Source organism: Bengtsoniella intestinalis (genome assembly GCF_039719005.1).
Taxonomy (GTDB): Bacteria; Bacillota; Clostridia; order Oscillospirales; family Oscillospiraceae; genus Oscillibacter; species Oscillibacter intestinalis.
Genome location: NZ_CP133584.1, coordinates 639,522 through 651,828, shown reverse-complemented (window position 1 = coordinate 651,828; position 12,307 = coordinate 639,522). Strand labels below are relative to the sequence as shown.

At 49.2% G+C, this 12,307-nt stretch carries 17 protein-coding genes and 1 pseudogene; 12 read left to right on the top strand and 6 right to left on the bottom strand.

The window, feature by feature from the left end; translation table 11 throughout:
• Window positions 1-9: 9 nt before the first annotated feature.
• From RFF05_RS03260 to spoIID, 5 genes are all read right to left on the bottom strand, one after another.
• Window positions 10-1,227 (bottom strand): S1C family serine protease, encoded by a 1,218-nt coding sequence (locus tag RFF05_RS03260; protein ID WP_409968999.1) that lies wholly within the window; start codon window positions 1,225-1,227, stop codon window positions 10-12.
• Between the two features lie 9 nt (window positions 1,228-1,236).
• Window positions 1,237-2,673: a sensor histidine kinase gene (locus RFF05_RS03255; protein ID WP_409968998.1), complete on the bottom strand. Its 1,437-nt coding sequence runs from the start codon at window positions 2,671-2,673 to the stop codon at window positions 1,237-1,239.
• 6 nt (window positions 2,674-2,679) lie between these two features.
• Window positions 2,680-3,375: a response regulator transcription factor gene (locus tag RFF05_RS03250; RefSeq protein WP_409968997.1), complete on the bottom strand. Its 696-nt coding sequence runs from the start codon at window positions 3,373-3,375 to the stop codon at window positions 2,680-2,682.
• Between the two features lie 131 nt (window positions 3,376-3,506).
• Complete coding sequence (locus tag RFF05_RS03245) at window positions 3,507-4,637, bottom strand: hypothetical protein (RefSeq protein ID WP_409968996.1); 1,131 nt, start codon at window positions 4,635-4,637, stop codon at window positions 3,507-3,509.
• 51 nt (window positions 4,638-4,688) lie between these two features.
• On the bottom strand, window positions 4,689-5,735 hold the full coding sequence (gene spoIID / locus RFF05_RS03240) for a stage II sporulation protein D (RefSeq protein WP_409968995.1): 1,047 nt from the start codon (window positions 5,733-5,735) through the stop codon (window positions 4,689-4,691).
• A gap of 186 nt (window positions 5,736-5,921) precedes the next feature.
• Here spoIID and RFF05_RS03235 point away from each other — a divergent pair, with 186 nt between their 5' ends.
• Entirely contained in the window at window positions 5,922-6,683 is a 762-nt protein-coding gene (locus tag RFF05_RS03235) for a hypothetical protein (RefSeq protein WP_409968994.1), read from the top strand.
• Window positions 6,684-6,722: 39 nt separating this feature from the next.
• On the opposite strand, the gene RFF05_RS03230 is transcribed toward RFF05_RS03235, so the two are convergent.
• Complete coding sequence (locus RFF05_RS03230; protein ID WP_409968993.1) at window positions 6,723-7,175, bottom strand: nucleoside deaminase; 453 nt, start codon at window positions 7,173-7,175, stop codon at window positions 6,723-6,725.
• Window positions 7,176-7,341: 166 nt separating this feature from the next.
• On the opposite strand from RFF05_RS03230, the gene RFF05_RS03225 reads away from it, so the two are divergent.
• The 11 genes and pseudogenes from RFF05_RS03225 (at window position 7,342) to RFF05_RS03175 (ending at window position 12,295) form a co-directional block, all read left to right on the top strand.
• The gene (locus RFF05_RS03225; protein WP_409968992.1) at window positions 7,342-7,629 is read left to right on the top strand and encodes a DUF2508 family protein; all 288 of its coding nucleotides are present in this window, start codon (window positions 7,342-7,344) and stop codon (window positions 7,627-7,629) included.
• Complete coding sequence (locus tag RFF05_RS03220; RefSeq protein WP_409968991.1) at window positions 7,620-7,883, top strand: pro-sigmaK processing inhibitor BofA family protein; 264 nt, start codon at window positions 7,620-7,622, stop codon at window positions 7,881-7,883. Before RFF05_RS03225 ends, RFF05_RS03220 begins: the two co-directional genes overlap by 10 nt.
• A 236-nt stretch (window positions 7,884-8,119) precedes the next feature.
• Window positions 8,120-8,545 carry a 50S ribosomal protein L13 gene (rplM, locus tag RFF05_RS03215; RefSeq protein WP_409968990.1) on the top strand — a complete coding sequence of 142 codons (426 nt, stop codon included), beginning with the start codon at window positions 8,120-8,122 and terminating at the stop codon, window positions 8,543-8,545.
• Between the two features lie 14 nt (window positions 8,546-8,559).
• A complete protein-coding gene (gene rpsI, locus RFF05_RS03210) occupies window positions 8,560-8,964 on the top strand; it encodes a 30S ribosomal protein S9 (protein WP_409968989.1) in 405 nt (134 codons plus the stop codon).
• A gap of 50 nt (window positions 8,965-9,014) precedes the next feature.
• Window positions 9,015-9,242: pseudogene (locus RFF05_RS03205) on the top strand (MBL fold metallo-hydrolase); the annotation flags it as partial.
• A gap of 115 nt (window positions 9,243-9,357) precedes the next feature.
• Window positions 9,358-9,573: a DUF2798 domain-containing protein gene (locus tag RFF05_RS03200; RefSeq protein ID WP_409968988.1), complete on the top strand. Its 216-nt coding sequence runs from the start codon at window positions 9,358-9,360 to the stop codon at window positions 9,571-9,573.
• A gap of 631 nt (window positions 9,574-10,204) precedes the next feature.
• Complete coding sequence (locus RFF05_RS03195) at window positions 10,205-10,750, top strand: RNA polymerase sigma factor (protein ID WP_409968987.1); 546 nt, start codon at window positions 10,205-10,207, stop codon at window positions 10,748-10,750.
• Window positions 10,743-11,072, top strand: a complete 330-nt coding sequence (locus RFF05_RS03190; RefSeq protein ID WP_409968986.1) for a hypothetical protein — start codon at window positions 10,743-10,745, stop codon at window positions 11,070-11,072. Before RFF05_RS03195 ends, RFF05_RS03190 begins: the two co-directional genes overlap by 8 nt.
• Window positions 11,062-11,448, top strand: a complete 387-nt coding sequence (locus RFF05_RS03185; protein WP_409968985.1) for a hypothetical protein — start codon at window positions 11,062-11,064, stop codon at window positions 11,446-11,448. The genes RFF05_RS03190 and RFF05_RS03185 overlap by 11 nt, the downstream gene beginning before the upstream one ends.
• A complete protein-coding gene (locus RFF05_RS03180) occupies window positions 11,415-11,675 on the top strand; it encodes a hypothetical protein (RefSeq protein ID WP_409968984.1) in 261 nt (86 codons plus the stop codon). The genes RFF05_RS03185 and RFF05_RS03180 overlap by 34 nt, the downstream gene beginning before the upstream one ends.
• On the top strand, window positions 11,672-12,295 hold the full coding sequence (locus RFF05_RS03175) for a PrsW family glutamic-type intramembrane protease (RefSeq protein WP_409968983.1): 624 nt from the start codon (window positions 11,672-11,674) through the stop codon (window positions 12,293-12,295). Before RFF05_RS03180 ends, RFF05_RS03175 begins: the two co-directional genes overlap by 4 nt.
• The last annotated feature ends 12 nt before the right edge of the window (window positions 12,296-12,307 follow it).

Genomic DNA, 12,307 nt, shown 5'->3' with positions numbered 1-12,307 from the left:
CCCTTTTTCTTATGCCATATCCAGATATAATTCTACGGTGATGATTTGACCACTGCGCCAGAGGGAGACTTCAACGGTGTCACCCACCCGTAATTGACGGCGGATGCGAAGCACATCACTGCTATCGCTGACACTTTGCCCGTTCATGGACAAGAACACATCGCCCACTTGCACGCCAGCAGCATCGGCTGGTGTGTTGGGGGTGACGGAGTAAATCTCAGCACCTGCGGTGCCGTTTGCCAAGTAGGTAGACTCTGTGCCAACAGACACACCGAAAACAGGCTCAGGCTGTACCGTGCCTACGGTGACCAAGTCTTGGACAATCCGCTGAACCGTGGCTGAGGGGATAGCAAAGCCGATGCCTTCTACGTTATAGGCAGAGCTACTACCCATTTTCACCGTGTTGATGCCCACCACTTGACCGTACACATTAATCAAAGGGCCGCCAGAGTTACCAGAGTTTAAGGCGGCGTTGGTTTGAATCAAGGTGGACATGGTGCGCCCATCCACTTCTACATCGCGGTTGATGGCGGAGACGATGCCGTCGGTGAAGGTGCCCCGTAGCTCTAAGCCCAAGGGGTTGCCGATGGCATATACCGTATCGCCTACAGTTAAAAAGTCAGACTCGGCAAAGGTAGCAGTGGGCAGGCCAGAGGCGTTCACCTTGAGCACTGCCAAATCATAATCTTCATCACCAGAGACGTAATAGGCTTGGAGTAGTTCTCCTGTGCTCAAGGCCACAGCGCAAGAGCTGGCACCAGAAATCACATGATAATTGGTGACGATATAGCCGTCTTGGGAATAGATAACCCCAGTGCCCATGGACATTTCCACAAGGCCACTTTCACACAGCACCGTTACCACGGCAGGGTTTACCTGCGCGTAAATCTCTTGAGGGGTTAGGGTGCCTTGGTTGGTGGTGAGCAGGGACATCACCGTCCCATCGCCTTGGGTATCGTAGACGGGGATGGTGGTTTCTTGGGTGGAGGATTCTTGGTCGGTGTAAATCTCTACGTGGAATATGTGAGAGAGGAAAAAGACTGTGAGCAAAACCACAGCCAAAATACCAAGGCCACCTAAGAAAATATACAGCCCTTTTCGGCTTTTGGGTGTTGGTGTCACAGGTGTAGGTGGCAGGTGGTAGGGGGCAGAGTAGGTGAGCACCACCTCTTTGGGAGGTGGTGCTTGATAGGTTAAGGTAACTTGTTGTGAAATAGATTCTTCCATGGTTTTTCATTACTCCGTATTCAAGCCAAAGGAGAAGGTGGTCACACCGTTCTCACTGCTGACGTTGATGGGTTCTTTGTGTTGTTCTAAAATGGTTTTGACAATATAGAGCCCTAGCCCCACGCCATCTTTGTCTTCACTGCGAGACTTGTCGCTTTTGTGGAAACGGTCAAATAGACGGGGGATTTCTTGGGCTGGTATGGTGTCGCCTAGATTGCGCACGGTAACAGTGACCCGCGTGTCGTGGTGGGTTAACCCGAAATGCACAGCAGTGCCTACCTTGGCAAACTTGGTGGTGTTTTCCAGCAGGTTGTAAATCACTTGGGTAATCATGTCATTGTCTCCCAACACCAGCAAAGACTCGTCAGGGATTTCCACATCCATGTCTAGGCCGCGGTCGGTGATTTTCCGTTCTAGCGAAATGATGACACGGCGCATACTTTCGCAAATGTCGAAATGTTCGCCATTGCGCAAGGGATCGATGGCTTGGAGCTGAGACACGTCTAGCATACGGCGTACCAAACGAGACAAACGGCGGCTTTCCTCAGAAATTACCGTCAAATATTCGTGTTGGCGTTCTGGGGGAATGGTGCCGTCTAAGATACCGTCAGTATAGCCAGCGATGGTGGTCATGGGGGTTTTCAGCTCGTGAGAAATGTTGGCCACAAACTCACGGCGCTGGAATTCATTTTCTTGCAGGGTGTCGGCCATGGCATTGAAGGCGGTGGCGAGTTCACCCATTTCATCGATGTGTTCATAGTCTTTGATACGCACATCGAAATCCCCTTGGGCATAGCGCCGTGTGGCGGCAACCATGTTGCGTAAGGGTCGGATTTGGCGCATGGTGGTGGCAGAGGACACCATGGCGGCAATGAGGAGCACCACCAAGGCTGTCATGAGAAATAGTCCCACAAAGCCAGTCCAAAGTTGGTCGAAGGAATCGGTGGTAGACACAGCAAACACTTCCCCCACCAGTTGGCCAGAGGAGATGTTGTAAACAGGTACACCCACCACCATCCGTGAGTTTTTATAGAGGCCACCCACGGTGGTTTGGCTTTTAAATTGCCCTTGAGTTATAATATCAGATGTGATTTCTTGGGGAATTTGAATCACCTGCCCAGCTTGGCTGGAGTCGGTGGTCAATAAGACGGTGCCATCAATGTTGCACACGAAAAAATCCACATCAGACACGGTGGCCGCAAAGGAGGCCAGTTGGCGCAAATCTTCTTGCACGTCAGACATATCATCGGTGAGGTAGGTGGATGACAATTGAGCCACCATCTGTGCTTTGTCTTGCAATTCCTCGATGCGTAGGTTGTAGATAAAGGTGTGGCTGAGGGAGGAGAAAGAAGCGCCCAATAATCCCATGGACAACAGCACCAATCCTACGGTGATGTAGAGCTGTTGCCAGTAGATGCCACGGAAATAATGATGAATACGTTTCATACAAGCTTAGCCCTGTTGGGCGCCCATCATTTCAAATTTATAGCCCACACCCCACACGGTTTTCAGTGCCCATTGGTCGCTGACATTTTCCACTTTTTCGCGCAGGCGCTTGATGTGCACATCCACGGTGCGAGAGTCGCCAAAGTAGTCAAAGCCCCACACTTCGTCCAACAACTGGTTGCGGGTATAGACGCGATTGGGTGTAGTGGCCAGATGGTAGAGCAGTTCTAGTTCTTTAGGGGGCGTATCCACACGTTTGCCGTCAACCAACAGCTCGTAAGCGTCTAGATTGATGACCAATTTGTCAAAGCTCAGGCGCTTTCTGGTGTCTTCAGGGATTTCACTGCGGCGGAGCACGGCATTGATGCGCGCAATCAATTCTTTCATTTCAAAGGGCTTGATGATGTAATCGTCAGCGCCCATTTCAAGACCTTGGATTTTATCAAACACTTCACTTTTGGCAGTGAGCATAATGATGGGTACGCGAGAGGTTTCGCGGATTTTAGCGCACACAGCCCAACCGTCTAGCACAGGAAGCATAATGTCTAGGAGGACGATGTCAGGGGCGTTTTTCTGGAATTCCTCCACAGCCTTTCCACCGTCACGGGCGATGAATACTTCGAAGCCTTCTTTGAGCAGATACATTTCAATGAGTTCGGAGATGCGCAGGTCGTCTTCAACCACTAGAATTTTTCGAGCCATAAATTAGCCCTCCCACTTATAATAAATTTCAATCATAATATAATAATTTTACCAAAAATATACATTGCTTAGTTGAACGAATTGTAAACCTTTGAAGAAAAACGATGGAAACTACCCAGCGTGGCTGTGGGTTAGAGTTGGGTGCTTAGCAAGGTGAGGCGATAGAAACGGTCGTTGCCAGCGGCGCCGTAGTTTAAAAGAGCACTGAGCCCCGTTTGGGAGGTGGAAGAGCCTAACCAAACGGTGACAATGCCGTCGATACGGTCAATTTGTGCCATGGTGACCGAAGCGCCATTGTTGGTAAGCAATCCGCTTTCTGAAACGTCCACTTGGGGTGAAATGGGACAATAGCCCTCTTGTAGCACGGCGTCAAGGTCTTCCTCGGATATATTGTATACCAGTTGGGTCACCGTGGTGGTGGCTTGATAGAGAGTTTGGTTGCCTTGGGTCAATTGCTCCAGGGCAGGGGTTTCTAAGGTCTGGTCTACCACAAGGCCAATGGTGTGCCCTTGTGCCAGCATCTGCCGCAGTAAATCGCCTTGCCCCTCTAAATCTGTGGCGGTGAAGAAAAAGGTAGCTTGTCCGCCTGTCGTTTCTAATAGGGAAAGCCAGTTCGCGGCTACAGAATCCGCGGTTACCTGAAAGGCCAGCTGAATGATGTTGCCATCTTCAGGGATGGAGGGCACGTCAGGGGTGGTGGGTGTGGTGGTAGACGTAGAGGTCTGGGTTTTGAGGTATTCTTCATAGCGCACCTCAATCCAGTCTGCGGCGGCATCCACAAAGGCGCTATCTGAGAGGATGGGGTCTTGGTCAACGGTCAAACGCACCAATGTGCCGTGGTTGACGGTGATGGTGGAATAGCGCAGCTCAAAGAAGTTTGCCACAATGACAATGGGTACAAACACCACGTCGCCTTTTAAAATGGCTTGGGCATGGTAGGTGCGTCCGTCCCCATCGATGGTGATGCCTGAGTCTAAATAGAACACCAAAGAGCGGATGTTGCGGTTGGTGTAGAGCGCCAAAGTTTGCTTGGAGATGTTGCGCGAGTGGTATAAGGTGCCGTAATCTAAGGTTAAGCCGCTGAAAATACGGCTGTCTACATACAAATAGCCACCTGACCAAAAGGGCATGGTCTCATCGGTTAGCTCTAGCATATTTACATCTACAGCGGTGAAATATACACTTTTTGCCGACTGGGCAGGAAAGGAAATCAGCCCAGCCATGAATAAAACGGTTAATAAAAAGGCAGAGATACGGCGCATGAGGCCACCTCCTTTTTTGTATATTTTTATATAGTATACCATTTTTCCTACCTATTGTAAAGCCATTGCCGCGACGCTGTCAGTAGAAAGTGTGACCCCTGTGTAATAGTGGGTGAGGATGTCTTGATAGGTGGCGCCAGCGCTTGCCATGGTGTTGGCCCCGTATTGGCTCAAGCCCACTCCATGACCATAGCCTGTGACGGAAAAGGTGCAATCTTCTCCCACCCAAGACCATGTAAAACAGGCAGAGCGGAGAGACAGGGCAGAGCGCACGGTGGTGCCTGAGACGCTTTGTCCTCCTATGTCTACGCTCACCACATTGCCACCGTCCTCAGTGATGGGATTCGCCAGCCATGACGCAAAATCTTCCCCAAGGACAATCTGGGGGTCAAGGGGGAGCAGTAGCTGGCGTAATTCGCTTTGTGAATAGGTCACCTCTGTGTAATAATTGGGCACAGTGTCTGCGCTTTCTGGAGAGTCTACACTTTGCAAATAAGGTAAATCTGACACCCAAACAGACCCTGCTTGTCTGGTTTGTCCAGCGGAAGACGCATGGAACACCGCCAAAATAGGACTGCCATCATAGTCGATGGTTTCACCGCTGGTCTGGTACACTGCACTGCGGATGCGGCTTTCGTATTCAGCGGCTTGGGCGCCCCAATCAGTGGCGGACGTCTCCGAATGAACATAGGCTTGACAACAGGCAAAGTCGGTGCAAATATCGGCTGTATCGCCGTGGACAGAGCCATTGAGCATTTGATAGAGGGTGTAGGTACGGGCGGCGCAAGCTTGGGCTTTTAACGCCTCTATGTGAAAGCTGGCAGGCATTTCTGCGCTGACCACCCCCACTAAATACGCCCCTAAGGTCATTTCTATCACGGTGTCACCGTCTAAGACGCGAATGGTAATGTCATCGTCAGAAATTACGGTATTGGTGATGATGGTGGCAGATTCCTCTGATTCTTGGGGTGTTGTGGTGGGTGTGGTGGTGGTGAGGGCACCCTCCCATGGGGTCACCAGAACGGCTGGTAGGAAAAATAATCCCAGCCAGAGCATGAGCCACAGGCTTAGAAATGTCTTTGGATTTGCAGTTTGCATCAGTGTGCTCCTTTATCATGAAGAGAGGATTGTGAGGGGGGAATCGTTTTCAGCGTTCGTCCTTTGCTTTCTACACTGTATGTCCCAAATGGAGAAAAAATAACGTGTCACCGTAGACAAAAACGGTGGCACGTGGTACACTAAGGTTAACAAACTGTGTAGATTGGCAAAAGGGTTGGTATGGTAATGAATTTGAAGAAATTATTTCCTCTGGTGGCGCTGCTTGGTGGCGTAGTAGCAGGGGGATTGCGTTTGGGACAACAGCAAACAGGGTTTGATGGTGAAACAGGTCTTTCCGTTGCAGGCAATGGGTATGCCTTGGGGCTGTTGGCTCTGGCTGTTGTGTGCGTGGTGTTTTCTGTGGTGGCAGGCCGTGGGTTGAAAACCAAAGATACCTCTTATGTGAAAGTGTTCCTTGGTGGCACCATGGCGCTGAGCTGTATGGTGCTAGGGATTTTTATTGTCATCGCCAGTGGTGTTTGGATGGGTATTGCAGCCTTTGGCGTGTCCCAGCTGGACCTGATGGTGAGCTGTGGCGTGGTGCTCGGTGGCGTGGGGTTGCTAGGAATTGTGCCTGCTTGCCGCGCTGGAAGCACAAAAACAGTGGACAGTGTGTTTGCTTTGCTTGCCGTTGTGGCGGCGGTGGTGCTGTTGATTGTGTGCTATCGTCAAGTGGCCATCAATCCTGTCTTGTGGGATTATGGGGTGGAAGTGTTGGCGCTCTCTGCGGTGCTCTTGGCGCTGTTCCATCTGGTGGGCTTTGGCTTTGGTATGGGCAAACCCCATCATTTTTGCGGCAGTGCCACCATGGCCATTGTGCTGTGTGGTGCCATGCTGGCAGATGGCTTGGACTTGGGTATGACGCTGTATTTTGCTGGTAACGGCATATTGCTACTGGGCTTTTTGTTGGCGCAATGTTGGCAAAGTGGCAAACGCATTGTAGGATAATAAAATTGTAAGACAATAAAAAGGAGTGAGGAACCATCCTCACTCCTTTTTGCGTTTGTTTTGGAAAAAATCACTAAGCACCTTGGCACAGTCTTCTTTTAAAATCCCACCCACCAAGGCTGGGGTGTGGGGGAAGGCCTCCATATAGAGGTTAAACACACCGCCACAGGCACCAAAGGCCTCATCACGGGCACCGTAATACACCCGTGGAATCCGTGCATTTAAAATGGCGCCAGCACACATAGGGCAAGGCTCTAGGGTGACGTATAAGGTGCAATCGTCTAAGCGCCATGATCCCAACACTTGGTTGGCAATTGCTATGGCCTCCATCTCGGCGTGGGAAGCGGTGGATTGTAATTGTTCGCGGTGATTGCGCCCAGTGGCGATGATGGCGTCGTCTTTGACAATAACACACCCCACAGGCACTTCCTCCTCTTGGGCGGCCAGTCGAGCCTGTTCTAAGGCCAGAGACATATATTCTTCGTGGGTCATGGGTGGTAACGCTCCTTATTATTTGGTATTCTCACCACATCGTAGGGCGGGGGCTTGCGGATGGGTGACGGCGGGGGCAAGCCCCCGCCTTACAGATATTTCTTCGTTTAAATTGTGTCATATTTGTCCAAACTCTTCCATACTGATAGGACAGGGAGGGGATTGGATGAAAACATTGGCATTTCAAAACAAAAATAAGCCAGATGGCACGCTGTTACAATTGCAAAAAGAGTTAGCCATTGCCCGTGAGGATTTGCGCCAAGCCTATTTACGATTTGACCAAGTGGTGGATACAGATTTAATAGAGGCCTGTATTTATCAAATGAATGCCGCCATGGCACAGTGCAATTATCTGGTGCGCACCATCAAAGCCCACACAGGTGGAGCAGAGATGGATTTGCCAGCGGCGGCGGTGGCGGCATCTCAGATGGAGGAACAGGCCACATGGACATGACATTGGTACCCTATGTGGGTTTGGGGCTGTTTTTATTGTTGGCAGTGATTGGACTGTTGCACAGACCTTTGGCGCTGATATTGCGACTTTTGGGGAACACGGCCTTGGGATTTTTTGCCCTGTGGTTGGCGCAATCCACGGCGGCGTTTACAGGCATTGCCTTGGGATTGAACCTGTGGAATGCGTTGATTATCGGGATTTTAGGCCTGCCAGGGCTGGTGTTTTTGCTGTTGGCGCAGTGGACATTGGTGTAAGTGGTGATGGTCGCCCGCTAGGTTTGCACAATCTAAAATATGAAAAACAAAACTACACAGCGAGCAATCAAGAGCAATCAATAGAAAATAAGAGTATTTCATAGGAAACGTAAAATATTTTAAAAACATTGTTGACATGGTGTAAACAGTGTGGTATAAATAATCTTGCTGATTACGCTTTGATTGTACTTCAAAGCCCTTGATTTGTAAAGAATATTATCTACGGAGGAAACACCATGTCCACTTTTATGGCGAATAAGGCCAACATCGAACGCAAGTGGTACGTCATCGACGCAGCTGGCAAGCCCCTGGGCAAGACCGCTGTTATCGCTGCTGACCTGTTGCGTGGCAAAAACAAAGTTACCTACACTCCTCACGCTGACTGCGGCGATAACGTGATTGTTATCAACGCTGGTCAAGCTGTCCTGACCGGTAAGAAAGGCGAACAAAAGATTTATCGCCATCACTCTGGTTGGGTGGGCGGCCTGAAGGAAACCCCTTACCGCATTCTGATGCAAGAAAAGCCCGAAGTGGCTATGCGCGTCGCTGTTCGTGGCATGCTGCCTAAGAACATTGTGGGCAAGGATTCCCTGAAGCGCCTGCACATTTACGCTGATGCAAATCACGAGCATGGTGCCCAACAGCCCATCGCCGCAGAATAAGGAGGAGTAAGCGAATGTATCAATCTAAAAAGCCCTACCTGTATGGTACTGGCCGCAGAAAGTCCTCTGTCGCCCGTGTTCACCTGTTCCCCAACGGCACTGGTAAAATCACCATCAATGGCCGTGATGTGGAAGATTACTTCGGTCTGGACACCCTGAAAATGGTTGTCCGTCAACCTCTGGAATCCACTGGTAATGTGGACAAGATGGACATTGTTGCTACCGTCACTGGCGGCGGCGTGTCTGGTCAAGCTGGCGCACTGCGTCACGGTATTTCCCGTGCCCTGTTGCTGGTTTCTGAAGACAACCGTCCCATCTTGAAGAAGGCTGGCTTCCTGACCCGTGACCCACGTATGAAAGAACGTAAGAAGTACGGCCTCAAAGCCGCACGTCGCGCACCCCAATTCTCCAAGCGTTAATCTTACGATTATATTGCTTACCAAAACCGCCGTCCTTCGGGACGGCGGTTTTTTGTTTGTATGGCAATCGGGAACGCTTCAAGCCGTATGAAAAGCACTATACCACGGTGAAAGAAGCCTGTGAGTTGGCAGAAGGATTGCACATACCCAACGTGGTTTTGTGGCATACAGAAGACAAAACTGCGCCCAACCGCAAGAAATTGTATACACAAGAAGGCAAAGGATTCTATCAGGGCAATTTGCTGGTTCCTGATGATGGAGAACGGATATTATTGTGAAAAATGTCCATTTGTAATACAAGTCAATGTAGTGTATGATAAATAAGGAAGTAGCGAAATATGAACGATTTTGTATTTCGTTTGTGGATAAAGTAGATTTATTATGGAGGGAAAAATGAAAAAACGAATTATTGCATCTATCATCACAGCAGTTTGCATGGCTATGATTATGTCATTTGTACAAGCGGTTTGTAACGTAGGATTGTTTTCGGATACGTTTATGTACGTTTGGTTGAGAGCTTGGAAAATCAGTACCGTTGTAGCAATTCCTGTGTCCTATTTCTTGCCACCGAAAGTGGCAGCGCTAGTGAACAAACATATTTCTGAATAAATCATAAAAAGACATATTCCTGTGGAGTATGTCTTTTTTGATGGCGGGGTTTTCAAAAATAAAAAATAAACTCATGTACAAAATGAGTATAACAGGAAGCTGGGAAGTTTATACTTAAAAGCAGTACACGGGGTGGCACAGAACTGTCACACGGGTGGCAAAACCTAAAAATCAAGCATTATGAAAATGAAGTATACGTGTAACTAAAATTTGATATACAGTACCTATTTCACAGTTGATATATAAAGTAAGAACAAATTCTCCAAGCGTTAATCTTACGATTATATTGCTTCAAAACCCTGCAACCACAATGGTTGCGTCTCAAAAGGACAATTTGTGGGGTAAGCTAAATATGGTAACAAAGAAGGCACTGAGTTTTGACTCGGTGCCTTCTTTGCGTCTTATGGAATATCCTGCACAATGTCTATCCGCTTCACCAGCCACTGAAATGGGGTCGCTTTGATGCCTAGTTTTTTTCCTGCCTGTTTTGTGGTGAGGTTGCCAGCGAGATGGTCGGCATAGACTGCATCAAATCACATAGCCTTTTGAATTTGTTCAAATTGACAAATCATGGTGATTTATGCTAGAATAACCAAAAATATGATATGCCAATGTGAATGGGGGTGTTCTTGTGACGGATGATGAGATTTATAAACAATTTCTCTCTGGGGACGAGAGCGCTTTTGCGGGGCTGATGGAGCGTTTTGGCGATGCCCTGACCTTGTATATTTACGGCTACACCCACGATTTTGGAGACGCTGAGGACTTGATGATTGAGGTGTTTTCCTATCTGGTGGTAAAAAAACCTAAAATCAAAACTGGTGCCTTGAAAGCCTATCTCTATAAATCCGCCCGCCACATGGCACTGCGCAGTGTGGCGAAAAGCAGACGCTACTTTGCCATAGAATTGGAACAGCTAGAGGAATTATCCGACGAAAAAGCCTTGGTGGATGCACTGGTGGACACAAAGGAACGCCACAGAATCCTCCACCTGTCCATGGCGGAATTATCCCCTAATTACCGTGAGGCCATCTATCTGGTTTACTTTGAGGGCATGAGCCACAAAGAGACTGCCGCCGTCATGGGCAAGGGCGAAAAGCAGGTGGCAGATCTCATTCACCGTGGCAAAAAATCCTTAAAAACCAAACTAGAACAGGAGGGCATCACCCATGCGTAACACCGATGAACGTGTCAAAGCCGCCCTTCTGGGGGCAAAGCGCATCCGCCAAAAGCGGCAACTTCGAGCTGTGACAGCAGGGGCAGTGGCGCTGTCTTTGTGCTTGATTGTGGTGCTATCCTGCATCCTACCAACCCTAGTGGGTGGCACTGTGGATGCTGGCGCAACCTCTGGGCTCAGTGCCAGTTTGTTCGCCAACGCCCAAGCCCTCAGTTATATCATCATTGGGATGCTCTCCTTCCTGTTGGGCAGTTGCGTGACGATTTTATGTGTGCTTTTGCGAAAAAAGCAACAGGAGGAGGACGACCACCATGAGCCTTGAATTGTTCTCTAACTTCTTGCAGGCACTGGTGGCTGTTGCCGTTGCCATCTGGGCAACCAGAGTGGCCATTGGAGAAAAAACCGTGGCGTACACCTTGGCGGCAGGGATGCTAGATACCATGGCACTGGGGATTTTGTACTGGCTGACCTATCAGTTTATGACCGACATGACCCCACAAGTTTTCTATGTGGCAGATGTGTCATGGCTGGCGGCCTATTTGTTTTTACTGGCTTTGGAATTGTATCTGACTGTGCCAGAGGTGAAGAAAAAACGCCACTTCGCCATGTATATCCCCATCCCAATCGGCATTGGGTTGACCCTGTATTTCTGTCAGTGGGGGATGTGCTACTCAACATTTCCTATATGGGGGTGTTGACGGTCTGCGCCTATTTCGCCATCCAAAATCTGCTCTTTGGCGACGGAAAAGCCAAGGGAATTCACATCTTTTGCCTTGTGTTCATCGCCACGGAATATGCCCTGTGGATTGCCTCTTGCTTTTGGATCAGCGACATATGGACAAACCCCTATTTCTGGTTCGATTTTTTGTTGACTGCTGAAATTGGGCTGTTTTTCCCTGTGGTGAATCGGGCGGTGCGACCATGATTTATGTAGAAAATATCTACCTGTGTCTGGTGGCACCCTTGCTGGTGGCCTGCTGTTGCAGTGAGAAAGCAAACCGCAAAGCCTTGCTATTCTTATTACTTGGCATGAGCACTTGCCTACTCAGTGCCTATGTAAATATGTTCATTGCACAGGTGTATGGGACAACCATATTGACGGCTACCATCGAAATCACCCCTTTGATTGAAGAGGTGATGAAGCTACTGCCCATTTTGTTTTATCTGCTGATTTTTCAGCCCAAAATCAAAGAAGCCACCTCTGCCATGCTGATGATTGCTGTTGGCTTTGCCACCTTCGAGAACATTTGCTACTTGGTGGAGCATGGTGCGGACAATTTGACCTATCTGCTGATGCGTGGCTTTGGCACTGGTGCCATGCACATTGTCTGTGGTGCTGTGGTGGGCTATGGATTGCTCTTTACATGGGAAGATAAATGGCTGAAACTCCTTGGTACCTTTGGGGTGCTGTGTCTGGCGATAACCTTCCACGCCCAGTTTAATCTGCTGATGAGCGGTGGCACCGTGGCGCAACTCCTTGGCACTGCGTTCCCCCTTGTTTGCATGGTGGGGCTCAGTCTGGCACGGCGAAAATCACGCATATAAAACCAATTGATA